The organism is Salicola sp. Rm-C-2C1-2, assembly GCF_040196175.1.
GTDB lineage: Bacteria > Pseudomonadota > Gammaproteobacteria > Pseudomonadales > Oleiphilaceae > Halospina.
Map to the genome: position 1 here is coordinate 789,468 of NZ_JBEFNF010000001.1, position 24,001 is coordinate 813,468.

Consider the following 24,001-nt stretch of genomic DNA (forward strand, 5'->3'; position numbering starts at 1 on the left):
GGCAGGCAACCACGCGACCGAACAGGGGAAAACCTTGGCCAGAATACAGGCAATTCGTGGAATGAATGACATACTGCCGGACCAATCACCGGTCTGGCAGTATCTGGAGCACACCATTGGGAGTGTGCTCAATGGCTATGGGTATCGTGAGATTCGGATGCCCATTGTGGAGAAAACCGAGCTGTTCAGCCGTTCTATCGGTGAGGTCACCGATATCGTTGAGAAGGAAATGTATACCTTCGAGGATCGTAACGGCGACAGCCTGACTCTCAGGCCTGAAGGTACCGCGGGCTGCGTTCGCGCTGCCGAACAGCACGGGCTGCTTTTCAATCAGCAGCAGCGACTCTGGTACACCGGTCCCATGTTCCGGCATGAACGTCCCCAGAAAGGACGTTACCGCCAGTTTCATCAGATTGGCGTGGAAGCTTTTGGCATGGAAGGGCCGGACATTGATGCCGAGCTGCTTCTGATGACAGCACGGATATGGCGTGCCCTTGGGCTGGCTGATCAGGTGCATCTGGAAATCAACTCCCTGGGCACGGCCGGAGACCGCCAGCGTTACCGTGAGGCGCTCACCGCCTACCTGGACAATCACCGTGACCGGCTTGACGACGACAGTCAGCGTCGGCTTGCCAGCAACCCGCTGCGGATCCTGGACTCGAAAGTAGCTGAAACCCAGCGGATTCTTGAGGATGCGCCTGTGCTGGCGGACTACATCGGCGAGGAAAGCCGCGAGCATTTTCGGGGTCTGTGTGAGCGCCTCGATGCCGCCGGGCTTGGTTATAGCATCAACCCCGGACTGGTCCGGGGGCTGGACTATTACGGCAAAACCGTGTTCGAGTGGGTTACCGATGCGCTTGGTGCCCAAGGGACCATTTGTGCGGGTGGTCGCTACGACGGCCTGGTGGAGCAGCTCGGTGGCCGATCCACGCCAGCGATTGGCTTCGCCATGGGCATGGAGCGCCTGATACTGCTTCTGGAGACAGAAAAGCTGGTTCCAGACTGGGTCAACGGTAACGCCGATATCTATGTGCTGGGGATGGACGAGCGTCTTTCCACCCAGGCGTTCGCCCTCGCGGAGCGCCTTCGGGGTGCCCTGCCGTCGCGGCGAGTTGTCACTCATTGTGGTGGTGGTGGCTTTAAAAGCCGCATGAAAAAGGCGGATGCTTCCGGCGCACGGTTGGCGGTGATTCTGGGCGCGGATGAGGCCGAAGCCGGGGAGGTCAGCGTCAAGGATCTTGCAAGTACTGAACAGCATCAGCTGGCACAGTCCGAGCTGGTGGCGGCCTGTGAGGCGCGCCTCGCTCAGAGAACAAACGAACAGGGAGAATAAACAGTGGCGGAAGAAGATGAGCAGTGGGAAGCGTTCAAACGCTGGTGGAAGCAGAATGGTGCCAGCGTGCTCATGGGCATTGCCATCGTCATCCTGGGGGTAGCCGGCTGGCAGTACTGGGAAGCCCGTGAGGCTACGGCTCGCGCCGAGGCGCGGCAGGGTTTTGACGGCGTGATCAGCGCACTGCAATCCGAAGAAGATACTGAAAAGCGTCTTTCCTCCATGGAATACGCGCTGGATAATCTCAAGGATAGCCAGCCAGGCAGTCCTTACGCGGTGTTTTCTGCCATGGTGGCAGCCAGCGTCTACATGGAAGAATCCCGCCCGGAAGACGCGGTGGAGGAACTTTCATGGGCACTGGAGCAAGCAGGGGGTGAACCACTGCCAATGGTGGTCCGTCTTCGGCTGGCGCGCGCACAGCTGGCCAATGAGAATTTTGAGGGTGCGCTATCAACACTCGAAGGCATCGCTGATGCTGGCGAGTTCGCACCTCTGTTCCACGAACTCAAAGGAGACGCCCATCACGCTGTGGGGAATGAAAAAGACGCGCGGCAGGCCTACCAGGCAGCACGCGAATCCCAGGGAAAAAATATGAATGACCGTCTGCTTGAGCTCAAGCTGAGCGACCTGGCCGCAATGGAGGAGGGTTGATGCGGGCACCTGCCGCAGCTTGGCGCTGCGTGATGATGTATGTGCTGGCGAGTGTTGTGCTTGCCGGATGCAGCAGCTCCGAGCCCGAAGAGCAACCAGCTGCTGTTCCTGAAGCCTCGGGGGATGTGGAAGTTCGCGAGATCTGGAGCCGCCGGGTAGCCGATGGCATGGACGGACAGTATCTGTTCCTGTCGCCCGGTGTGCATGAGGGTACGGTCTACGCGGCCACCGAGAGCGGATACATGACGGCCTATAACGCTCGCAATGGTCGTCGCGACTGGTGGCAAAAGCTGGATGAGAAGATTCTGGCTGGTGTGGGCGTGGACAGCGACCACCTCTATGTGGTGACACGTAATGGGGAATTGATCGCGCTGTCCCATAAGGGAAAGGAACAGTGGCGTGCGTCCCTGCCTAATGAGTCCCTGGTGGCGCCACGGAGCAACGGGCGCTATGTGGTCGCCCAGACCATTGACGGTGAACTCCTGGCATTCAATCAATCCAACGGTGATCGGCGCTGGCAGTACGACAGCAACATGCCAGTGCTGAGCTTTCGCGGTAATGCCACCCCTTGGCTGGATGGAAGCCGCGTGATTGCCGGCTTTGACAATGGCCGGGTGGTGTCCCTGGATGTGCGCAGCGGTGCAGTCCAGTGGGAAAAGCGCTTGGCCGAGCCGGCAGGTAGAACCGAACTGGAGCGGCTGGTGGACGTGGATTCCTCGCCCCACGTGGTTGACGATGCAGTCTATGTGAGCGCTTATCAGGGGAGTGTGACAGCTCTGGATCTACGGTCCGGCGAAGAACGCTGGAGCCGTGAACTCTCCAGTCTGGAGGCGCCCGCTGTCACTGAAGATCAGATAGTGGCCGCTGGCGCGGATGGTACGCTGGTGGGATTTGAACGTGCTTCCCGCAATGAGCTTTGGCGCCACCGTAAACTAGCCTGGCGTCAGCCGGGCGCGCCTGTGTCTCTGGGAAACCATGTCATGGTGGGGGACTTTGAGGGTTATCTTTACGCGGTTGACGCCGCTGATGGCAGCATTGACGCGCGCCTTCTTGTAGACGACGCGGGGTTGCGCTCGCCGCCGATCCGGTTCCGTGACCGTGTGATCGTCTTTGGCAACGGGGGCTGGCTGGCTTCCTACCACATAAGGGAAAGCAGCCGCTGAAACCTATGATACCTGTCATCGCCGTTGTCGGCCGGCCCAATGTGGGCAAGTCCACCCTGTTCAACCAGCTCACACGTAGCCGGGATGCCTTGGTCGCTGACTTTTCGGGTTTGACCCGGGATCGCCAGTATGGTCAGGGGCGCCATCATGGGCGGCGTTTCATTGCCATTGATACTGGGGGGCTCGCCGGCGAAGAGGAGGCTGTAGACCAGCTGATGGCGGACCAGGCTACCGCCGCCATTGAAGAGGCCGACGCCGTGCTGTTGGTTGTGGATGGTCGTTCCGGGCTTACGCCCGGTGATCAAGCCATCATTGACCAGCTTCGCCGCCAGGGCGTTGCTGCCCACCTTGTTATCAACAAGACTGACGGCCAGGACGAGGAGCAGGCGGCAGCTGAGTTCCATGGTCTTGGTTTTGAACTTCTTCACCGAGTTTCCGCCGCCCATAATCGTGGCGTTCGCCAGCTTCTGGATGCCGTGGTTGGCGATGAGGAATCTTTGGAAGGGGAAGAAGAGGCAGAAGACGAGGACCGGATTCAGGTTGGCATCATCGGTCGCCCCAATGTGGGCAAGTCGACCCTGGTTAACCGGATCCTTGGCGAGGACCGGGTGGTTGTCTACGACGAACCCGGCACGACTCGTGACAGCATCCGGATCCCTTTCAGTCGTCGGGATCGCGACTATACCCTGATTGATACAGCCGGGGTCCGCCGCCGGCGGCAGGTCAAGGAGAAAGTCGAAAAATTCTCGGTAGTTAAGACGCTCCAGTCGATAGAGCAGGCGCATGTCGTGGTTGCCATGATTGATGCGCGTGAAGGGCTGGTGGATCAGGATATGCACCTGATTGGCTTCGCCCTTGATGCCGGTCGTGCCGTTGTGGTCGTCATCAATAAGTGGGATGGCATGGATCCGGAGGACCGGCGCTGGCTTAAGGAACACCTGAGGTGGCGGCTGGGCTTTCTCGATTACGCCCGGATGCATTTCATTTCGGCCCTGCATGGTACGGGTGTGGGGGATCTCTATGACTCCATCAATGCGGGATATGATTCCGCGATGGCAAAATGGTCCACCAACCAGCTTACCCGCATTCTGCAGGATGCGGTTACCCAGCATCCGCCACCTATGGTGCGGGGCCATCGTATTAAACTGCGTTATGCCCATCAGGGCGGCTCCTGCCCGCCACGGGTCGTGGTGCACGGGACCCAGGCGGATGCTGTGCCCAGAGACTATCAGCGTTATCTGGAGAACACCTACCGCCGGGTACTGAAGGTTGAGGAAACGCCCATCCGGTTTGAGTTCCGATCGCCGGACAACCCCTTTGAAGGCCGGAAAAACACGCTCAACAAGCGCCAGAAACAGAAGAAAGCGCGCTTGATGCAGCATGTGAAAAAGAAGGAAAAGCAGACCAAGCACCGCAAGAAACGGGCTTGAGGCGAATCAAGCCAGCCCCTGGTCTGCCACCTGTTTTGCCTGAATCGCCGTCAGCGCGATGGTAAAGACAATGTCCTCCACCATAGCGCCTCTTGAGAGATCGTTCACCGGCTTGCGCAGGCCCTGTAGCATGGGGCCGATGCTTACCACATTGGCGCTGCGTTGAACCGCCTTGTAAGTAGTGTTGCCGGTGTTGAGATCCGGGAAAACGAAGATGGTGGCACGGCCCGCGACAGGGCTGTCAGGCGCTTTGCTTCGGGCAACGCTTTCAATGGCGGCGGCATCATATTGCAGTGGTCCGTCGATAACGAGGTCTGGGCGCCGCTCCTTGGCAATTTCGGTAGCCTGGCGCACCTTTACCACGTCGTCTCCGCTTCCGGAACTGCCGGTACTGTAACTGATCATCGCTACACGGGGCGTGATGCCGAAGGTTTGGGCGGAATCCGCGCTCTGTATGGCGATATCCGCCAGCTCCTTAGCATCCGGATCCGGGTTTACCGCACAGTCGCCGTAGACCCGCACCTGATCCGGCAAGCACATGAAGAAAATCGACGACACGATCCGGGCCGCCTGGTGGGTCTTGATCAGCTGCAGGGCGGGCCGAATGGTGTTGGCGGTTGTGTGAACAGCGCCAGAAACCAGACCGTCCATCTCATCCAGCGCGACCATCAGGGTGGCCAGCATGACGTTGTCTTCCAGTAAGGCCTGGGCCATGTCCGGCTTCATGCCTTTATGGCGGCGCAACTCGACCATGCTATCCACGTAGCTTTCCCGTGCCTCCTCCGGATCGATAATCTCGATGCTGTCGGGCAGGGTGATGTCCCGTGAATGGGCCACGGAGCGGATCTGGTCGCGATTGCCGACCAGCACGCATTCGGCAATGCCTTTCTCCTGGCAGCGTGCGGCGGCCTGCAGTGTTCTGGGCTCATCGCCTTCCGGCAGGATGATGCGTTTGCCCGCCTCGCGAGCCCGGCGTGTTAGAAGGTAACGGAACGCCGGTGGTGATAGGCGCGGTTCGCGGTCCACGGCTAGTTGGTCGCGTAGCCATTCGGCATCGATGGCTTCAGCTGTGGTTTCCATAACCTTTTCAATGCGTTCCCCGTCGTCCACGGGTACCGCAATAGCCATGGAGGCAAGGCAATGGGTCGTATGATAGGTGTCCATGGTTGAGGTCATGACAGGTAGACCCGTGTCCAGTGCTGAGCGGCAGAACCTAAGAGTCTGGTTACTGGGTCTGAGTCCACCGGTCAGCACCAGTCCGGCCAGCGGGATGCCGGAAAGGGCGGCCAAAGCAGCGGCCACAATGATGTCCTCGCGGTCGCCGGGCGTAACCACCAGCGTGCCTGGCCTGAGGGTTTCCACCATGTTGGGAATAGTGCGCGAGGCAATGCTGAGCCGGCGTACCCGCCGCTTCTCCATGTCACCACTGTAGAGGTGCTGCGCTTCCAGTTCCCGGGCTATATCACTGACCCTCGGCTCGATCAATTCCGGGCGCCAGGGAATGGCGCCGATCAGTCGTAGATGGCCGTCGCGCAGCGGGGGGCATTCGCCAGCCCAGTCGGGCACCGGGTCGGGTTCGGTATCATCGGCAGCCAGGGGCAGGGTGTGGCCGGTGGGCTCCCCGAGACGGTTAAGAATAACGCCGATGACCGGCGTTTCGCCGGATTCGGCGAAAATGCGGCTGGTGAAAGTCAGTCGATCGCCCTGCTCGGTGGGGGTTCGTTTTCCGGGGGCGCTCACCAGGATGACCTGTGCGTCCAGGTTACGGGCCATTTCCACGTTCAGCCGCTGGGTGTAGCTTTCCTGGCTGTCAGGCACCAGACCTTCGACAATGACAACGTCGCAATCCTCGCAGGATTCGTGATAACGGCTGACGATGTCTTCCATCAATTCACCTGAACGCCCCTCGTTGATGCATTCCTGCGCTTCGCGCAGCGTAACGGGGGTCGAGGGCTCAAGATTGGTCCGCGCGCGGATGAAGTGGACGGAGGCATCAGAATCCTCGCCCATGGCACTCTGAGCCACGGGCTTGAAAAAGCCAACACGCAGCCCGAGGCGGTCCAGTGCCCGAACGAGGCCCAGACAGACAGACGTAAGGCCGGAATGCAGATCGGTGGGGGCAATGAACAGATTATGGGCCATCACGTGGTCCTCCTTGCGTTGGTCAGGCGCTGCGTATCCAGCGCGATCATCTGTTCCTCATCCGTGGGGATTACCAGTACCGGAGGGCCGCCACTGGCCTGAATGCTTGTTGCGGTATCTGTCTCAGTCTGATTATTAGCAGTCTCATCCACCGCAATACCGAAAATACCGAGATGTGCCAGGGTTCGCTGGCGCACAGTAGCGCTGTTCTCTCCGATGCCCCCTGTAAACACCAGTGCGTCCAGCCGATCCAGGGATGCCATCATAGCGCCAATGTAGCGTGCCAGTCGGAAACAGAAGACGTTAACCGCCAGATCGGCCTGTTCATGGCCGTCAGCAGCTGCTTTGGTAAGTGTGCGCATATCATGGCTGACTCCGGAAAGTCCTAAAAGGCCACTTTCGCGGTTGAGCATGTCGTGTATGGCTTGAGCACCGTAGCCCCGCCGGAGGAGAAAGTCGAACAGCCCAGGATCCACGTCACCGCTGCGTGTTCCCATCACCAGGCCTTCCAGGGGCGTTAGACCCATGCTGGTGTCGACGCTCTGGCCTTCGTGCACGGCGGTCACGCTGCAGCCGTTACCGAGATGCGCGGAGATGATGGCAGTTCGTTCCGGCGCCTGATTCAGCCACTCAGAGGCCTGCTGTAGGATCCAGCGGTGGCTGGTGCCGTGGAAGCCGTAACGCCGCACGCCGTGTTCCTCGTAGAGAGTTCGTGGTACGGCGTAATGGTAGGCTGCTTGCGGGAGCGACTGATGGAAAGCCGTATCGAAGACGGCCACCTGAGGGCAGTCGGGGTAGAGGGTCTGAATAGCGCGGATTCCCGCCAGATTGGCGGGGTTGTGCAACGGTGCCAGGGTACTGCAGGTGTCAATGGCGGTGATAATCTGTTCGTCGATCAGGGCCGAATCCGTGAATGACTCGCCACCATGCACCACACGGTGGCCCACCGCGTCCGGCTCGTGGGTGAGCAGGCCCTGCTCCTGGAGGCGCTCCAGGCAGGCTTCCAGCGCCTGCTGGTGACTGCTGCCAGTGCTCAGGGGGGTGCAGGCGCTCTGCGGTGCCTTCTGGGTTAGAGTAGGGGTATCAGCGCCCAGTCGCTCGGCAAGGAAGGCGGCAAGAACGGTGTAGTTGGGCAGTGTCGCCAGAGTCAGCTTCAGTGAGGAGCTGCCAGCGTTGATGATGAGCAGATGCTTTTGATTCATGGCGGCATCCTAACCGTCCACGTGGCTGCTGCACCAGAGTAGAAATTCGCGTTCATTGAGCGGATGGGTGAACAGGAAGCCCTGAGCGTAGTCACAGTGCTCACCTGTCAAGTATTCAAGCTGATCCTGATGTTCCACGCCTTCGGCCACTACCTGCAGCCCAAGACTGTGTGACATGTTGATGATGGCACGCACCAGGGCAGTGTCATCCGAATCGCGGTTGAGATCGCCTACAAAGGATTTATCGATCTTCAGGGTGTCAAATGGATAGTTCTTGAGGTAACCAAGAGCGGAATAGCCAGTGCCAAAGTCGTCCACGGAAAGCCGCACGCCCATTGCATCCAGGTCGTGGAGGACGCGATCGGTTTCAAGGTTGTTGTCCAGGATCAGTCTTTCTGTGATCTCCAGCTCGAGGTACTGGCCTTCCAGCCCGGTTTCCTCGAGAGCGTCACTGACCGTCTGTACGAAATGCGGATCACGGAACTGGCGGGGCGATACATTGACAGCCATGATCACGGGATCGCCAGTCTGCTTCTGCCAGCGGCTGAGCGCATGGCAGGCTTCGTGGATGACCCAGCGGCCAATTGAGATGATCAGGCCGGTTTCCTCCGCCAGCGGGATGAAACGGTCCGGTGGCACCATGCCCAGAGTCGGGTTATTCCAGCGCAGGAGCGCCTCTGCTCCCATGATGCGACTGTCTCCGAGTCGCAGTATGGGCTGGAAGCGGAGCTCAAATTCCTGCATTTCCAGAGCGCGCCGGAGCAGGCTCTCCGTCTGCAGCCGCTCCTGGGAGACGGCCTTCATTTCCGGGGCGAAGCGTTGGAATGCACTCTTACCTCGGTTTTTAGCCTCGTACATGGCAGCGTCCGCGTTCTGAAGCAGATTGGTGCTGTTTTCTCCATCCCCAGGATATATGGCAATGCCAATACTGGTGCTTACGAATACTTCCTGCCCGGCAACGTGGAAGGGCGGCACAAAGGTCTGGAGAATGCGCTCGGCTACCTGATGCGTTGCCTCGGGGGAGGCCAGCGTGGGCAGGATGATCAGGAATTCGTCCCCGCCGAGGCGGGCCACGGTGCTGGTGCCGCGCAGGCAGGCGGATATGCGGCGTGAGGCCTCAATCAGCATGTTGTCGCCAGCGTCATGGCCCATGGTGTCATTAACGTGCTTGAAGTTGTCCAGGTCCAGGAACATGACGCCGACCATGCTCTGATCCCGCCGGGCCTGCGCCAGGGCCAGCTTGAGACGGTCGAGTGCCAGCATCCGGTTGGGCAGGCCGGTGAGGATGTCGTAGTTGGCCTGACGTAGCAGCTGTTGTTCGTAACGCTTGCGAATGCTGATGTCTTCCCCGAGGATCAGGTAGTGGGACGGTTGTTCATCCTCACTGCGGATGGGTGTGACCACGACCTGTTCCCAGAAGCGCTCGCCGTTATCCCGTGTGCGTTGCATCTCCCCCTGCCAGACACCGACCCGTTGGACCTGAAGCCGAACGTTGTTCCAAAGCTCGCGGTTGTCTTCCTCGCTGAGCGTATCCGCTGTCAGAAATGCCGGATGGTGGCCGTTGATGTCGTCCATGCGGTGGCCAGTGAGCTGCAGGAACTTGTCGTTGGCGTATTCAATGTGCCAGTTCCGGTCACAGATAACCACCGAGGAAGGACTCTGCTCCAGGGCCAGCGACAGTTTGCGGATCTCGGCTTCGTCGGTTTTCTGGCGCTCCAGATCTTCACGAAGACGTTCGCGCATGCTGTTGATGGCCTCTGTGACATGATCCAGTTCATCCTGGCGCTGGGATGGGTGCGAGTGTCGTTCCAGTAGCAGTGGTTCGTTCAGATTACGTAGCGTGAACCGCTGGGCGTAGTTGGCCATGGTTGTGAGATGGCGGGCCACAAAATAATGGAAAATCCATAACAGCAGCAGGCACAGGAAGAAGGTTCGTAGCGCCTGGGTTGTCAGGATGACGCGGATGTTTCGCTTGAGGTTTGTCCAGGCCCCATTCAAGCTGGCGGTGACCGTTACGTGCCCCAGTGATGCCCCTTCGTGGCTGAGGTTGAAATCATGGCTTGCGGTACCAGCATTTTGTGGACGGCTTCCAGCGCGAATCACCCCTTCGGGCTTCATGTCTACCCTTGCATGGGCAATGTCGGGGAGACTGGTGATGCCTTCCAGCTGTACCTTGATGAGCTCTCTGTCAATGGCCCAGGCACTACTGGCCAGGCTGTTACGGTAACCGGCCTCAATCACGCGGAGTCTATGCTCGATGCTGGCTACGTCGGAGCGGTAGCTTACCCATACCTGGGCGGCTGCGGCGACCAAAGTGAAAATCGAGCTGCACAGCACGATCAGGCCCAGCAGTCGCAGCGACAGAGGCGAACGGATGATGGGGCTACGTGACCAGGACAGCGGGTTACGCATGGGACGTCAGCTCGACTCCGAGTCGTCGGGGTGGATTACCGATGCGACATACTATAGCAGTACGGCCCTTATTCGTCGCATATGGCCGTCGTGCCCGGACGAGGTTCAAATCAGGTAAGCTAGGAGAAAACGGGAAAGAATAGGGAGATGGTGTCCCGTAGGGGATTCGAACCCCTGTTACCGCCGTGAAAGGGCGGTGTCCTAAACCACTAGACGAACGGGACGCTGCGCTTTGCGTTACAGGTTGCGCACTTTAGTTAAACCGGGCGGGGCTGTCAACCATTATCTGCGCTGGAATTTGCGGCAGGCGCGCGCAGGCACGCTTTGAAGGTGGTGCCTATCTCGCGCAGTACTGTGGCGGCGTCCGTTTCCCGGTAGCGCTGGAAAACAGCTTCCGCGATGGGCTTGTGACGAGAGGCCAGCTGCTTTCGAACCTCCTCGAGACTACCTCCGGCAAAGGCAGCGAGCGCGATTTCGTAGCGGATTTTGTGTTCGCCCGCACAGCGGTAGAAAAGATCCTCGCGCGTTCCGGGGTCGGGTTGACCCCGTTGGTCATGCACGCTGTTGGCGCAGCGTGCAAAGCGGGCATGGATGTTGGAGTAGGTCTCTGCAGTGCCGCCTTCGTTGAGGGCATTATGGAGCCGGTTAATGCGTCTTTCTCCAGCATCACTCAATCCCGGAAGCGTCTCTTTCAGGATCTGTGGCGACAGCCCCTGTTCCATCAGCTGTACGGATGTCAGATACTGGCTCGCAATCAAGCCGCAGGCCTGATAACTGGCCCCTTCAAAGGCCTTGCCGCCGTCTAACTTCTTAGCAACGGCTGGCACGACTGTGGCGGTGATCAGAGCCAGTAGCGCGATCAGCCGTGGCAGGCTCATTCCACGGCCTCGGCCAGTGCCTGGTCGATTCTGGGGTACTGGAACTGGAATCCGGACTCCAGGAGCCGTTCGGGGCGAGCTTTCTGGCCGGTTAGCAACAGCCGGCTCATTTCGCCGAGCATCAGCTTTAGTGCCGGTGCTGGTGCCGGAAGCCGGGCCGGGCGCCCCAGGGCCTGACCGAGTGCTTGGCTGAACTCTGCATTGGAAACGGGTTCAGGAGCCGTAAGGTTGAACGCGCCGCTGAGCTGGGGCGAGTCCAGAAGATGAATGAGTCCCTGAACCATGTCGTATCGGTGAATCCAGGGCATGTACTGCTTGCCGTTGCCGAGACGCCCGCCCAGCCCAAGCTTGAACAGAGGCAGCATCTGCTGAAGGAAACCGCCATCACGCCCAACCACAAGACCGGTTCGCGACAGGCACACGCGGGTTTCGTTAACCAGCTGGTTGGCGGATGCTTCCCATGCGGTACAGAGTTGATGAGTGAACTCATCGTTGGGAGTGGTTTTTTCGGTGACATCCCGCTCCCCCTGATCGCCGTAATAGCCTACCGCGGACCCGGAAATGAGCACATCGGGTAGGGCGTGACGGCGGCGGAGCTGATTGACCAGCTCATCCGTGAAGGCCACACGGCTATCCCATAACTGTTGTTTGCGGTTCTGCGTCCAGCGTTTTTCGGCAATGCCTTCGCCAGCGAGGTTGATGACGGCATCGACAGCCGGCAGTTGCGGCACTTGCGACAGCGCGTGTATCACCTGCACCCGCCCGCAGAGGCGCTGGACTTCAGCATCGTCGCGGCGGCTCACCACGGTCAGGGTACGGCCTTCGCTCTGGAGCTGGTGACATAGGAGTTGGCCGATGAAGCCGGTGCCGCCGGTGATCAGAATGTGCTGGCGCATAGGGAGCTCCGGTTGCGGTTCAGGATAATAGGTTGAACCTTCGTCAATGGTGGCATCGGCAGACGCTGCGAGCCAGGAAAAGGTTCACGAATCCCGCATGGTCGCATTTGCCGCGCCCTGATATCCTTTGTTTATGTTCGAATGGCCTTACATTTTGGATTTCTGGTTCGGTCCCCTGGATCATGATGGGGTTCCCGACAAAAGCTACCGTGAGCAGTGGTTTGCTGGCGGGCGTCGGTTTGATCGGGCCATGAGACGACGTTTTTCCTCCATGGTGCTGCTGGCGTCCGAGGAGGGGCTGGACCACTGGCGCAGTGTTCCCGGAGGCGCTCTTGCTGAGATCCTGCTTCTGGATCAGTTCTCCCGTAATATTTACCGGCGCACCCCTATGGCATACCGCAATGATGCGCTGGCTCAGCGCCTGGCGCGGGAAGGGGTAGCAGAAGGCAGTGAGCTGACACTGGCGCATATCCAGCGGGCGTTTTTCTACATGCCCTACCAACACGCCGAGAACCGGGAAATGCAGCGCGAAGGGGTCGCACTCTATGAGCAGCTTGAGCGCACGGCGCAAGGGCGTTTACGGGATGTGCTCAGCGGGTTCCATCGTAGTGCATGCGAGCATGCTCAGATTGTTGAGCGTTTTGGCCGATTCCCGCACCGCAACCGAGTACTGGGTCGTCGCAGTACTTCCACCGAGGCTGCGTTCCTGGAAGAGGCAGCACAGTTTGGGCAGTAAGAAGTGGTCAGGGGCGGGTTAATATCCTCCAGGGCGCTATTTCCAAAGGCGTGCTTCGCCAGAAAAAAGCCTTGAAAAATGGGCCTGAGATGCGCATTGAACTCAGAACGATCGCCTGAGTGTCTGATGAATCCAGTTAATAAACCAGTCACTGAGACTTGACGACGGTTCGTGTATAAGTAGAATGCGCAGCTGTCGATAGGGCAATAAAAGCCTTCGGCACAACAAGCGGGAATAGCTCAGCTGGTAGAGCACCACCTTGCCAAGGTGGATGTCGCGAGTTCGAATCTCGTTTCCCGCTCCAGATTTCTTACGAAAGCCCGGCCTTGCGCCGGGCTTTCGTGTTTCTGCCCCCTACCGCTGTCGCTCAGCTATACTGTACGGATAAATCCAAGCCTTCCAGGAGGCTCCCATGGCGGGACTGCTCGATAATGTGGATCAGCGTACGCGCCTGGTCGGGCGTAATCGGCTGGAACTGCTTCTGTTCCGGCTTCAGGGGCGTCAGCTGTTTGCAATTAACGTGTTCAAGGTGCGCGAAGTAATCCGCATGCCCAAAATCACCGCGCTCCCTCAACAGCACCCGGTTGTAGTGGGCGTCGCGCACCTTCGTGGCACCACCGTTCCCGTACTCAATCTGAGTCAGGCCATCGGCATGAAGCCGCAGGAGGTTAGCGATGATGCGAGCCTGATCATCACTGAGTACAACCGGCGCACGCAGGCGTTTCTGATCGGTGGCGTCGAGCGCATTCTGAACATGAACTGGGAAGAGATTGAGTCACCGCCCAAAACCACGGGCCGAGGGCATTACCTGACCGCGATCACCCGCCATGAGGAAAAGCTGGTGGAGATCATTGATGTGGAAAAGGTGCTATCTGAGATCGTGCACTACACGACCTCGCTTTCCGATGGACTAGTGGATCAGGATGTTATTGCATCAGCTCAGGGCCAGCGGATTCTGGTGGTGGATGATTCACCGGTGGCGATGAACCAGGCGCGTGATACCATCGAACAGCTCGGGATCGAGGTGGTAACGGCCGGCAATGGCGCTGAGGGGCTTGCACGGCTGAAGACCATGGCTGAGAACGGCGAGATCGACCAACTGCTTATGGTCATCACCGATGCCGAAATGCCCGAGATGGATGGTTACCGCCTGACCACCGAGATCCGTGAGAACCCGCAGCTGAAAGATCTTTACGTGGCGCTGCATACCTCACTGAGTGGGGATTTCAATCAGGCCATGGTGGAGCGTGTCGGCTGTGATGAGTTTTTATCGAAGTTCCGCCCAGACGAACTGGCGGAACTTGTCCAGAACTATTTGCGCAGGGTGTCTAACAGCGATTCATGAGTACTGTTTTAACGCTGGATTCGATCCAGCTTGCTTTTGGTATGCAACCCCTTCTCGATGGCGCCAACCTGCGTGTTGAGCGCGGCGAGCGCGTGGCGCTGCTCGGGCGTAATGGAGAGGGGAAATCCACACTGCTGCGTTTGGTGACCGGAGAAACAGAGCCTGATTCAGGTGAGGTTTCTGTCCCGGAAGGGATGCGCGTGGCGGAGCTGCCCCAGGAATTGCCTGAAAAGCGGGATCTTACCGCCTATCAGGTGGTCGCTCAGGCGTTTCCGGAGACAGGGCGTTTGCTGGAACGGTTCAATGAGCTCTCCATGACCGCCAGTAATGAGGATGACCTGTATAAGATGCAGAAGGTCCAGGAACGCTTGGAGGCACTGGATGGCTGGCTCTATGATCAGCGCATCCGCACAGTGCTTGAGCAATACCGGATCAACCCGGAGGCGCGGCTGGATACCCTTTCAGGCGGGTGGCAGCGCAGGGTGTTGCTGGCCAAGGCGATGGTGACTGAGCCTGATCTTCTGCTTCTGGATGAGCCCACCAACCACCTGGACGTGCCTGCGATCCAATGGCTTGAAGGCGCTCTTGGCCAATTCTCGGGAGCCGTGCTGTTCGTGAGTCATGACCGGGCCTTTATCCGGTCAATGGCTACGCGGATCATCGAGCTGGACCGGGGGGCGTTGGCGTCCTGGCCCGGGAATTACGAACAGTATCTAGAGGCGAAGGAAAAGGCGCTGGCGGACGAGGAACGCCAGCGCGCCGAGTTTGATCGCAAGCTGGCGCAGGAAGAGCGCTGGATTCGCCAGGGTGTGAAAGCAAGGCGCACGCGTAACCAGGGCCGCGTTAAAGAGCTTGAAGCCATGCGGGCCGAGCGCAGGCAGCGCCGGGAGCGCTCTGGTAAGGCCAAGATTGAGGTGGAGGATGCCGGCCGCTCCGGCAAGCTGATCGCGGAAGCTCAGAAGGCGGGGTTTGCCTGGGAGCGCAATCAGCCGCTGATCCATGATCTCGACTTTATGTTGCTGCGGGGCGACAAGATCGGGGTGATCGGTGAGAACGGCTCCGGTAAGACCACCCTGCTGAAGCTCTTGCTCGGTGATCTGGAGCCAACAGAAGGGCAGATACGGCGCGGGACGCGTCAGGAAGTGGCCTATTTCGATCAGTTGCGTGGCAAGCTTGACCCGGAAAAGTCTGCCTTTGAAAACCTCAGCGAGGGGCGTGAAACGGTCGAGGTGAACGGGCGCAGCCGTCATGTCATGGGCTACCTGCAGGATTTCCTGTTTACGCCAGAGAGGGCGCGGACTCAGGTTCGGATGCTGTCCGGGGGCGAGCGGGCACGATTGCTTTTGGCCAAGCTGTTCAGCCAGCCGGCCAATATCCTGGTTCTCGACGAGCCCACCAACGACCTGGATGTGGATACGCTGGAACTTCTGGAGGCTCAGCTCGTGGAATTCTCCGGAACCGTGATCGTGATCAGTCACGACCGGGAGTTCCTGGACCATGTGGCTGGTAGCGTGCTGTTTCTGGACGGGCGGGGTGGCGTCCACGAGACCATTGGTGGTTTCAGTGACTGGCGGCGCGAAGGTGGCCAATTCCCGGCTGAACAGGGGGGTACAGGGTCAGGTGGCAGTGGGTCAACACAGGCCTCGGCCCAGCCCTCTGGCAGCCGTGCGGCTCCGACCTCCGGAACCGGAAACAATAAACTGAGTTACAAGTACAAGCGGGAACTTGAGCAGCTGCCGCAGCGTATCCGGGATCTCGAGGCCCGGGTGGCTGAACTGCATGAACAGGTTTCTGATCCTGCCTTCTATCAGCAGGAAGAGGATAGAGTCCAAAAGACCCTTGGCGAACTGTCGGAGCGGGAATCCGAGCTTGAGTCCGCCATGGAACGATGGATGGAGCTGGAGGAGATGGCCGGCGACTGATCAGCCGCCGATGCGTACCGCCAGCACATCGCAGGGAGCGCCATGCAGAACGGAGTTGGCGGTTGAGCCCAGAAGGAGCTGGATGCCATGGCGCCCATGACTGCCGATCACGATCAGGTCAGCTCCCTGTTGCTCTGCCTGTCTGCGAACCTCCGACCCCGGTCGACCAACGATCACGTGACGGTTGTCGCTGGCGATACCGTAGTGCTCGCCGTAATCATTGAGTTTGCTGCGCGCATTGTCCTCAAGCTGCTGCTGAAGATCACTGAGATCGAGTGGCAGATCGCCGCCGTAGGCATAGCCTACCGGCTCGACGACGTGCAGCAGGTCCAGTGCGGCTGAGTTGCTTTCAGCCAGATGCTTTGCCTTGCGCAGCACTTCCGGTGCTTCCTCTGTCAGGTCGATGGCAACCAAGATACGTTGATAATCACTCATAGGGTTCTCTCCGTGGCCTGTCAGGCTGATTTGAGGCGATCGATGGTTTGTTCCAGACTCTCGATGATGCTGGTGGAGTAGCGGTTGATCACGAACGCCACGTTCTGCTCATCATATTCGATGTAGGAACCACGGATGAAGCGCCATTTGCTGTTGACGTCCGATAGATTGGCGTCAATCTTCCCGTCATCCTCCGTGCGGTTGCGCAGTTTATCCAGAGTGTTCTCAAAACTTCTGGCAAGGTCGTCCAGAGACTGTTCTGAGTCTGCTCCCTGGAAGACCTGTGCTACGGAGGAGGATGAGCGTGCGGAATAACGGGTCACCATCAGGGCCATAGTGATGCTGGCTTCTCGGGCCAGCTCAAGATCCGTTTCGGTGGGGGTAGCATCCTGGCCAGCAACTTGGTTGTAGATATTTTTGGAGAGTACGCTGAGGCTCTGCGCCTGATTGGCCATGTCCGATAGCAGACGGAGGTCGGGGTAGCCGGACTCCCGCACATCCTCAATGTTGGTTTCCATCTGATCATCAAAGTTGTTGAACGCCTTTTTCAGGTCGCCCATCTGGCTGTCCGTAAGCGAGTTTCCGGTCTGATCTTTAATCTGCTCAAGCAGTTGGCGCGATTGATCCATATGGTCACTGATTCGGGTGGCTAGCTCTTCCTCGGGATCTGTGGTGTAGACGTAGTAGTCGTTCAGGGCTCTGAAATTGCGCAGTCGAAAGCGGTGCACGTTGCTCAGAAGCTTTTCGGCTCTCAGGTTCTGCGCGGTCTTGCCCTGTTTGACCGGCTCGTCATTGTTGCCGTTTTCGACCGTTTCAGGTCCAAAACCGGTTCCTGGTGCACCGCTATTGCTGGAGCCTTCCTGTGCTGTGGCAGGGATGGCAATCGCCAGGGTAAGCAACAGTGTTGCTCCCAGGCTCAAGCCGGTCGAAGTGCAGGCAGTCTCTTGCGTCATGGGGTATCGTCTCCACCGCTTATTTGGTTATTAAGTAGGCTGATCAGTTCGGGTACTCATAACTTAGTCCCAAACAGTCTAGCAAGGTTTCGCATTCTTCCAATCTGCGTAGCAGGAGTTCAGCGGTTAATATCGCAGGATGGGCGTGTATAAACAAATTGACAAACGCTCGGTTTTTTTTCATCGTTGGCACCGGATTCAAACGACTGTATGAATTTGGATCGCGCTACGGCCAGCGACGTACCAATCACAACCTGGAGAACAGTTGATGATTTACGAAGGTAAAGCCATCACGGTTAAAGAGATCGAAGGCGGTTTTGCACAACTCGACTTCGATCTGAAGGGTGAGTCTGTTAATAAGTTCAATCAGCTCACCATCGGGGAACTCGGCGAAGCGGCCGAGGCCCTCGAACAGCAGAAAAAGCTCAAGGGGTTGGTTGTTACCAGCTCGAAGGACGCCTTCATTGTGGGCGCGGATATAACCGAGTTCACGGACCTGTTCGCGGGTCCGGAGGAAGAGCTCGTCAACAACAACCTCAAGGCCAACCGGATCTTCAACAGCATTGAGGATCTGCCTTTCCCTACAGTGACCGCGATTAACGGTCAGGCGCTGGGCGGTGGCTTTGAAATGTGTCTGGCCACTGACTTCCGCGTCATTGACGAGAAGGCCAAGGTCGGGCTGCCGGAAGTTAAACTCGGCATCTTCCCCGGTTTCGGTGGTACGGTGCGGCTTACTCGGCTTATCGGCGCGGATAACGCGATTGAGTGGATCTGCATGGGGTCAGAACAGAAAGCGGACGCCGCACTCAAGGCGCACGCTGTCGATGCCGTCGTGGAGCAGGACCAGCTGGTCGACGCTGCGATTGATATGCTTAACGAAGCCAATGCCGGCAAGCTGGACTACCAGGCCCGCCGCGAGGAGAAGACCGGCAAGCTGAAACTCAACTCCATGGAAAGTATGATGGTGTTTGAGACTTCGAAGGGCTACGTGGCCGGGCAATCCGGACCCAACTATCCGTCGCCGGTTGAAGCGGTCAAGGTGATGCAGAAGCATGCCGGCATGACGCGCGACAAGGCGATCGAAGTTGAGGCAAACGGTTTTGCCAAAATGGCGAAAACCGGCACTGCGTCGTCGTTGGTGCAGATCTTCCTGAACGATCAGGATCTGAAGAAGAAGGGCAAAGACTACGAGAAGCAGGCGAACCAGGTGAAGATGGCGGCCGTTCTCGGTGCCGGCATCATGGGTGGCGGCATTGCTTTCCAGTCCGCGTCCAAGGGCACGCCCATCCTCATGAAGGACATCAACCGTGATGGCATCACAGCGGGTCTTGAAGAAGCCAAGAAGCTGCTGACCAAGCGTGTTGAAAAGGGCAAGATGAACGCCGGTCAGATGGCCGATGTGCTCAACAACATCCATCCGACGCTGAATTATGGCGATTTCAGTGATGTGGACTTGGTGGTTGAAGCCGTGGTCGAGAATCCGAAGGTCAAAGACTCGGTACTGCGTGAGACCGAGGATGTGATCGGCGAGGACAAGATCCTTACCTCCAACACCTCCACCATCTCCATTGACCGTCTGGCGAAAAACCTCAAGCGCCCTGAAAATTTCTGTGGGATGCACTTCTTCAACCCGGTACACATGATGCCGCTGGTTGAGGTAATCCGTGGCGAGAAGACCAGCGACAACGCGGTTGCTACTACCGTTGCCTATGCCCGTGCGATGGGCAAGAGCCCGATCGTGGTCAACGACTGCCCCGGTTTCCTGGTGAACCGGATCCTGTTCCCGTACTTCGGTGGTTTTGCACGCCTGGTCCGCGACGGCGCCGATTACCAAAGGGTCGATAAGATCATGGAGAAGTTTGGCTGGCCCATGGGCCCGGCCTATCTGCTGGACGTGGTGGGCATGGACACCGCCAAGCACGCCAATGAGGTGATGGCCGAAGGCTTCCCGGATCGCATGAAAGATGAGCACAAGAGTGCTATCGACGTCATGTTCGAAGAGGATCGCCTTGGTCAGAAGTCTGACATTGGCTTCTACCAGTACAAGCTCGACAAGAAGGGCAAGCAGCAAAAAGTTGTGGATGAGTCCACTTATGACCTGCTTAAGCCTGTTGTTCACAACAACCAGGAGCTCACCGACGACGAGATCATTGAGCGCATGATGATCCCGCTGTGCATCGAGACCGTGCGGTGCCTGGAAGACAACATCGTGGGTACGGCCGCCGAGGCGGATATGGGGCTGGTCTATGGTATCGGCTTCCCGCCTTTCCGTGGTGGTGCGCTGCGCTACATCGACGACATTGGCCTGGACGCGTTCTGTCAGATGGCAGACAAGTACAAGGACCTGGGTCCGCTTTATCATCCGACCGACGGCATGCGTGAAATGGCCAAGGCCGGCAAAAAGTTCCATGGCTGATCGTTGAACAGATTTCCGAACGGAGAAAATCTATGAGCCTTAATCCGAGAGACGTTGTCATAGTCGATTGCGTGCGGACACCGATGGGCCGTGCCAAAAATGGCTGTTTCCGCAATGTGCGTGCCGAGGATCTTTCCGCGGCACTGGTCGAAGCGCTTTTTGACCGCAACCCGAAGCTTGATCCGAAGGAAGTGGAGGATGTGATCTGGGGCTGCGTCAATCAGACGAAAGAGCAGGGACTGAACATCGCACGCCAGATGTCATTGATGACCCGCATCCCTCATGAAGCGGCAGGGCAGACCGTGAACCGTCTGTGCGGTTCTTCCATGAGTGCTCTGCATACCGCCAGCCAGGCGGTGCAGACCGGCAACGGCGAAGTGTTCGTGATTGGTGGTGTTGAGCACATGGGTCACATTCCCATGGAATCCGGCTTCGACCACAACCCAGCGTCGTCCAAGTATTCCGCCAAGGCGTCCAACATGATGGGCCTGACTGCGGAAATGCTGGCTAAGATGCACGGCATTACCCGGGAACAGCAGGATCAGTTCGGCGCGCGGTCACACCAGCGTGCGGCGAATGCTCGCGAAAATGGCGGTTTCGACAGTGAAATCGTTCCCGTTGAGGGTCACGATGACAATGGTTACCGCAAACTGATTGAGCAGGATGAGACCATTCGCGCGGATACCACTGCGGAAGGGCTGTCCGAGCTCAAGCCAGCCTTTGACCCGAAGGATGGCACGGTTACCGCTGGTACCTCGTCACAGCTGACCGACGGCGCTTCTAGCATGCTGGTGATGTCTGCCGAGAAGGCTAAGGCACTGGGTCTCGAACCCATCGCCAAGATACGGGCAACAGCTGTGGCAGGCGTGGATCCGGCGATCATGGGCTATGGTCCCGTTCCGGCTACCAAGAAGGCGCTCAAGCGAGCTGGTCTCAAGGTCGAAGACATCGACTACTGGGAGCTCAACGAAGCCTTCGCCGGGCAGTCCCTGCCGGTTCTGAAGGATCTTAAGCTGCTGGATGAGATGGACCAGAAGGTGAATCTCCATGGTGGTGCCATCGCCCTGGGTCATCCGCTGGGCTGTTCCGGCTCCCGCATCGCCACCACACTGCTGCGTGTGATGCAGCAGAATGAGGGTACCCTGGGTGTCGCCACCATGTGTGTCGGTCTCGGGCAGGGGACGGCCACCGTTTTCGAGCGGGTCTGAACCGCTTCCATACCCTGAAAAGCCCGGCCTAGCGCCGGGCTTTTTGTTTGGGTCGGCTTGACCCGCCATCACCGAATCCCTATATATTGTCGCCACGTCCATGGCCGGCGCCATGGTCACTACACTGTCCTGAGGATGTTTTCGCCGTTATGGGTAAAAGTCTGGTAATCGTGGAGTCTCCCGCCAAGGCCAAGACCATCAATAAATACCTTGGTAATGACTACATTGTGAAGTCCAGCGTGGGGCACATCCGCGATCTTCCGGTCAGTGGCTCCGGCAACAGAAAGACGGATCCCCAGGAGCGTGCCCGCCAGGCGGCGGAGACACGCAAGATGGATCCCGAGACCAAGGCGCTGTACAAGCAGCAGAAAGCTCACGATCAGCTGATCCGCCGCATGGGGGTGGACCCGGAGAACGATTGGGAAGCCCACTACGAGATTCTGCCGGGCAAGGAGAAGGTGGTCAGTGAACTCCAACGCCTGGCGAATAATGCCGACGCGGTCTATCTGGCAACGGACCTTGACCGGGAAGGAGAGGCCATCGCCTGGCATCTGAAAGAGGCGATGGGGGGAGAGGACGACAAGTACCGTCGGGTGGTTTTCAATGAGATCACCAAGCGTGCCATTCAGGAGGCGTTCTCTGAACCCACGGATGTGGATACGAACCGGGTCAAGGCACAGCAGGCGCGGCGTTTCCTGGATCGGGTGGTCGGGTATATGGTTTCGCCGCTGCTCTGGAGCAAAATCGCGCGCGGGCTTTCTGCAGGGCGGGTCCAGTCCGTTGCCGTGCGGCTTATTGTGGAGCGTGAGCGCGAGATCCGGGCGTTTGTGCCAGAGGAGTACTGGGAGCTTGCTGCACTTCTGACACCGCCGGAACAGAAAAACGTTGGTGTGCCTTTCGATGTGGCGAAGTACAACGGCAAGGCGTATCGCCCTACCAGCGAGCAGCAGAGCAACGAGCATGTTGAGCGTCTGAGAGCGCTGACAGCGGACGAAGAGGCGTTCCGCGTTACCAAGCGTGAGGATAAGCCGACGAAATCCCGGCCCTCCGCGCCCTTCATTACCTCAACGTTGCAGCAGGCGGCCAGTAATCGCATGGGGTTCAGTGTTAAGAAGACCATGACGCTTGCCCAGCGACTGTACGAGGCGGGTTACATCACCTACATGCGAACAGACTCCACCAATCTGAGCCAGGATGCGATCCAGTCCGCACGGGGTTACATTCAGGCCAGCTTTGGTGATGACTATCTGCCTGAAAAACCGCGTTATTACACGTCCCGGGAGGGTGCGCAGGAAGCGCATGAGGCAATCCGTCCGTCAGACGTCAAGTATCGCGCACAGGACATCAGTGGTTTGGAGAAGGACGCGGAGCGCCTTTATGACCTGATCTGGCGTCAGTTCGTGGCCTGCCAGATGACCGATGCGCAATTCCTGAGCACGTCGATCACGGTTGTGGCGGGGGATTACCAGCTGAAAACCCGGGGGCGCATTATCCGTTTTGATGGTTTTCAGAAAGTACTGCCGCAGTCCAACAGGAAGGATCAGGACGTCGAGCTTCCGGACATTGTCGAAGGGGATCGCTTGACTCTGAGCGAGCTGACGCCGAGCCAGCACTTCACCAAGCCTACGCCCCGCTACACTGAGGCATCACTGGTTAAGGAACTGGAAAAGCGCGGTATCGGCCGTCCTTCGACTTATGCCTCCATCATTTCGACCATTCAGGAGCGCGGTTACGTGTGCCTTGAGAACCGGCGATTCTACGCGGAAAAGCTTGGCGATATTGTTACTGATCGCCTTAACGAGTCCTTTTCCAATCTCCTGGATTATGATTTCACCGCACGTATGGAGGAAGAGCTCGACGAAGTAGCCGAGGGCAAGGAAGACTGGAAGCAGGTGCTCAATGAGTTCTATGACAACTTCTCGAAGCAGCTTCGGCAGGCGGAATCCACAGACAGTGGCATGCGGACCAACACGCCGACGGATACCGATATTGAGTGCCCTGACTGTGGGCGGCCGATGCAGATCCGTATTGCGAGCACCGGTGTTTTTCTGGGGTGCTCCGGGTATTCACTACCTCCCAAGGAACGCTGCAAGAAAACCATCAACCTGATTCCGGGTGATGAGGCGGTCAGTGCGGATGAGGATGAAGATGGTGAGGGCGAGTCACGCCTTCTGCGCGAAAAGCACCGCTGCTCTAAATGCGGTACTGCGATGGACAGTTATCTGATTGATGAGAGCCGCAAGCTGCACGTCTGTGGCAATAACCCTGATTGTGACGGCCAGGAGCTGGAATACGGCAGTTTCCGCATCAAAGGTTATGAAGGGCCAACGCTTGAGTGCGACAAGTGTGGTAGCGAGATGCAGCTCAAGAGCGGGCGCTTTGGCAAATATTTCGACTGTACCAATTCGGAGTGTAAGAATACTCGTAAACTGCTGCGCAATGGTGAGCCAGCGCCGCCCAAGATGGACCCGATTCCGATGCCGGAGCTCCAGTGCCAGAAGGTGGACGACACCTATGTGCTGCGGGATGGCGCCTCAGGTCTGTTCCTGGCCGCTAGCCAGTTCCCCAAGAATCGCGAAACCCGTCCGCCGCTTGTCAGTGAGATTAAGCCTCACGCAGCGGAGTTGGATCCCAAATACGCCTACATACTGGATGCGCCCGAGCGTGATCCGGAGGGGAATCCGACAACAGTGCGGTACAGCCGCAAGACGAAGGAGCAGTATGTAGCGTCTGAAAAAGACGGTAAGGCGACGGGATGGCAGGCGTACTATCGTAACGGGCAGTGGGAGCCGCAGGATAAGAAGAAATCCGGCGCCAAAGGGGGTAAGCGAAAGGCCAGCTGATGATTCTGGTAGAGCCTGCAGTGCAGGCTCGCTGGT

General features: G+C 58.3%; 17 protein-coding genes, 2 tRNA genes and 2 pseudogenes. 13 read left to right on the forward strand and 8 right to left on the reverse strand.

The features are described 5' to 3' along the window. Positions 1 to 34 precede the first annotated feature (34 nt). The 4 genes from hisS to der are packed head-to-tail and all read left to right on the forward strand — an operon-like array spanning position 35 to position 4,577. Positions 35 to 1,333, forward strand: a complete 1,299-nt coding sequence (gene hisS, locus AAF659_RS03675) for a histidine--tRNA ligase (RefSeq protein WP_349750337.1) — start codon at positions 35 to 37, stop codon at positions 1,331 to 1,333. Positions 1,334 to 1,336: 3 nt separating this feature from the next. Further along, complete coding sequence (locus AAF659_RS03680) at positions 1,337 to 1,984, forward strand: YfgM family protein (RefSeq protein WP_349750338.1); 648 nt, start codon at positions 1,337 to 1,339, stop codon at positions 1,982 to 1,984. Continuing rightward, the gene (gene bamB, locus AAF659_RS03685) at positions 1,984 to 3,147 is read left to right on the forward strand and encodes an outer membrane protein assembly factor BamB (RefSeq protein WP_349750339.1); all 1,164 of its coding nucleotides are present in this window, start codon (positions 1,984 to 1,986) and stop codon (positions 3,145 to 3,147) included. Before AAF659_RS03680 ends, bamB begins: the two co-directional genes overlap by 1 nt. A gap of 5 nt (positions 3,148 to 3,152) precedes the next feature. Then, a complete protein-coding gene (gene der / locus AAF659_RS03690) occupies positions 3,153 to 4,577 on the forward strand; it encodes a ribosome biogenesis GTPase Der (RefSeq protein WP_349750340.1) in 1,425 nt (474 codons plus the stop codon). A gap of 6 nt (positions 4,578 to 4,583) precedes the next feature. Here der and pta read toward each other — a convergent pair whose 3' ends face one another. The 6 genes from pta to AAF659_RS03720 all read right to left on the reverse strand — a co-directional run bounded on the left by pta (position 4,584) and on the right by AAF659_RS03720 (position 12,107). Then, positions 4,584 to 6,719, reverse strand: a complete 2,136-nt coding sequence (pta, locus tag AAF659_RS03695) for a phosphate acetyltransferase (protein ID WP_349750341.1) — start codon at positions 6,717 to 6,719, stop codon at positions 4,584 to 4,586. Then, positions 6,719 to 7,921, reverse strand: a complete 1,203-nt coding sequence (locus AAF659_RS03700; protein ID WP_349750342.1) for an acetate/propionate family kinase — start codon at positions 7,919 to 7,921, stop codon at positions 6,719 to 6,721. The genes pta and AAF659_RS03700 overlap by 1 nt, the downstream gene beginning before the upstream one ends. Positions 7,922 to 7,930: 9 nt before the next feature. Then, positions 7,931 to 10,333 (reverse strand): bifunctional diguanylate cyclase/phosphodiesterase, encoded by a 2,403-nt coding sequence (locus AAF659_RS03705; protein WP_349750343.1) that lies wholly within the window; start codon positions 10,331 to 10,333, stop codon positions 7,931 to 7,933. Positions 10,334 to 10,481: 148 nt separating this feature from the next. After that, positions 10,482 to 10,557 (reverse strand) — tRNA-Glu (locus AAF659_RS03710). Positions 10,558 to 10,608: 51 nt separating this feature from the next. Beyond that, the gene (locus AAF659_RS03715) at positions 10,609 to 11,211 is read right to left on the reverse strand and encodes a hypothetical protein (RefSeq protein ID WP_349750344.1); all 603 of its coding nucleotides are present in this window, start codon (positions 11,209 to 11,211) and stop codon (positions 10,609 to 10,611) included. After that, complete coding sequence (locus AAF659_RS03720; RefSeq protein ID WP_349750345.1) at positions 11,208 to 12,107, reverse strand: TIGR01777 family oxidoreductase; 900 nt, start codon at positions 12,105 to 12,107, stop codon at positions 11,208 to 11,210. Before AAF659_RS03720 ends, AAF659_RS03715 begins: the two co-directional genes overlap by 4 nt. A 133-nt stretch (positions 12,108 to 12,240) precedes the next feature. Here AAF659_RS03720 and AAF659_RS03725 point away from each other — a divergent pair, with 133 nt between their 5' ends. From AAF659_RS03725 to AAF659_RS15085, 6 genes and pseudogenes are all read left to right on the forward strand, one after another. Beyond that, entirely contained in the window at positions 12,241 to 12,843 is a 603-nt protein-coding gene (locus tag AAF659_RS03725; RefSeq protein WP_349750346.1) for a DUF924 family protein, read from the forward strand. A 228-nt stretch (positions 12,844 to 13,071) separates the two neighbouring features. Continuing rightward, positions 13,072 to 13,147, forward strand: a tRNA-Gly gene (locus AAF659_RS03730). Between the two features lie 108 nt (positions 13,148 to 13,255). Continuing rightward, positions 13,256 to 14,188: a chemotaxis protein CheV gene (locus AAF659_RS03735; protein WP_349750347.1), complete on the forward strand. Its 933-nt coding sequence runs from the start codon at positions 13,256 to 13,258 to the stop codon at positions 14,186 to 14,188. A 41-nt stretch (positions 14,189 to 14,229) separates the two neighbouring features. Continuing rightward, a pseudogene (locus AAF659_RS15075) lies at positions 14,230 to 15,063 on the forward strand (ATP-binding cassette domain-containing protein); the annotation flags it as partial. After that, positions 15,049 to 15,576 (forward strand): annotated as a pseudogene (locus tag AAF659_RS15080) (ATP-binding cassette domain-containing protein); the annotation flags it as partial. The pseudogenes AAF659_RS15075 and AAF659_RS15080, both read left to right, overlap by 15 nt. A gap of 123 nt (positions 15,577 to 15,699) precedes the next feature. Then, positions 15,700 to 16,110: a hypothetical protein gene (locus tag AAF659_RS15085; RefSeq protein ID WP_502949195.1), complete on the forward strand. Its 411-nt coding sequence runs from the start codon at positions 15,700 to 15,702 to the stop codon at positions 16,108 to 16,110. On the opposite strand, the gene AAF659_RS03745 is transcribed toward AAF659_RS15085, so the two are convergent. Together AAF659_RS03745 and AAF659_RS03750 are read right to left on the reverse strand one after the other, a co-directional pair. Next, positions 16,111 to 16,545, reverse strand: coding sequence for a universal stress protein (locus tag AAF659_RS03745; RefSeq protein WP_349750349.1), 435 nt, complete (start codon positions 16,543 to 16,545; stop codon positions 16,111 to 16,113). A gap of 20 nt (positions 16,546 to 16,565) precedes the next feature. Next, positions 16,566 to 17,498, reverse strand: coding sequence for a hypothetical protein (locus AAF659_RS03750; protein ID WP_349750350.1), 933 nt, complete (start codon positions 17,496 to 17,498; stop codon positions 16,566 to 16,568). A 268-nt stretch (positions 17,499 to 17,766) separates the two neighbouring features. Here AAF659_RS03750 and fadB point away from each other — a divergent pair, with 268 nt between their 5' ends. The 3 genes from fadB to topA all read left to right on the forward strand — a co-directional run bounded on the left by fadB (position 17,767) and on the right by topA (position 23,965). Next, a complete protein-coding gene (fadB, locus tag AAF659_RS03755) occupies positions 17,767 to 19,914 on the forward strand; it encodes a fatty acid oxidation complex subunit alpha FadB (protein WP_349750351.1) in 2,148 nt (715 codons plus the stop codon). Positions 19,915 to 19,946: 32 nt separating this feature from the next. Next, on the forward strand, positions 19,947 to 21,122 hold the full coding sequence (fadA, locus tag AAF659_RS03760) for an acetyl-CoA C-acyltransferase FadA (RefSeq protein ID WP_349750352.1): 1,176 nt from the start codon (positions 19,947 to 19,949) through the stop codon (positions 21,120 to 21,122). Positions 21,123 to 21,271: 149 nt separating this feature from the next. Beyond that, positions 21,272 to 23,965: a type I DNA topoisomerase gene (topA, locus tag AAF659_RS03765; protein ID WP_349750353.1), complete on the forward strand. Its 2,694-nt coding sequence runs from the start codon at positions 21,272 to 21,274 to the stop codon at positions 23,963 to 23,965. The last annotated feature ends 36 nt before the right edge of the window (positions 23,966 to 24,001 follow it).

Excerpts from the sequence above, each read along its gene's own strand:
- bamB (WP_349750339.1), top strand. The coding sequence starts at position 1,984 with ATGCGGGCACCTGCCGCAGCTTGGCGCTGCGTGATGATGTATGTGCTG.
- der (WP_349750340.1), top strand. The coding sequence starts at position 3,153 with ATGATACCTGTCATCGCCGTTGTCGGCCGGCCCAATGTGGGCAAGTCC.
- pta (WP_349750341.1), bottom strand. The coding sequence starts at position 6,719 with ATGGCCCATAATCTGTTCATTGCCCCCACCGATCTGCATTCCGGCCTT.
- AAF659_RS03700 (WP_349750342.1), bottom strand. The coding sequence starts at position 7,921 with ATGAATCAAAAGCATCTGCTCATCATCAACGCTGGCAGCTCCTCACTG.
- AAF659_RS03705 (WP_349750343.1), bottom strand. The coding sequence starts at position 10,333 with ATGCGTAACCCGCTGTCCTGGTCACGTAGCCCCATCATCCGTTCGCCT.
- AAF659_RS03715 (WP_349750344.1), bottom strand. The coding sequence starts at position 11,211 with ATGAGCCTGCCACGGCTGATCGCGCTACTGGCTCTGATCACCGCCACA.
- AAF659_RS03720 (WP_349750345.1), bottom strand. The coding sequence starts at position 12,107 with ATGCGCCAGCACATTCTGATCACCGGCGGCACCGGCTTCATCGGCCAA.
- AAF659_RS03725 (WP_349750346.1), top strand. The coding sequence starts at position 12,241 with ATGTTCGAATGGCCTTACATTTTGGATTTCTGGTTCGGTCCCCTGGAT.
- AAF659_RS03735 (WP_349750347.1), top strand. The coding sequence starts at position 13,256 with ATGGCGGGACTGCTCGATAATGTGGATCAGCGTACGCGCCTGGTCGGG.
- AAF659_RS03745 (WP_349750349.1), bottom strand. The coding sequence starts at position 16,545 with ATGAGTGATTATCAACGTATCTTGGTTGCCATCGACCTGACAGAGGAA.
- AAF659_RS03750 (WP_349750350.1), bottom strand. The coding sequence starts at position 17,498 with ATGACGCAAGAGACTGCCTGCACTTCGACCGGCTTGAGCCTGGGAGCA.
- fadB (WP_349750351.1), top strand. The coding sequence starts at position 17,767 with ATGATTTACGAAGGTAAAGCCATCACGGTTAAAGAGATCGAAGGCGGT.
- fadA (WP_349750352.1), top strand. The coding sequence starts at position 19,947 with ATGAGCCTTAATCCGAGAGACGTTGTCATAGTCGATTGCGTGCGGACA.
- topA (WP_349750353.1), top strand. The coding sequence starts at position 21,272 with ATGGGTAAAAGTCTGGTAATCGTGGAGTCTCCCGCCAAGGCCAAGACC.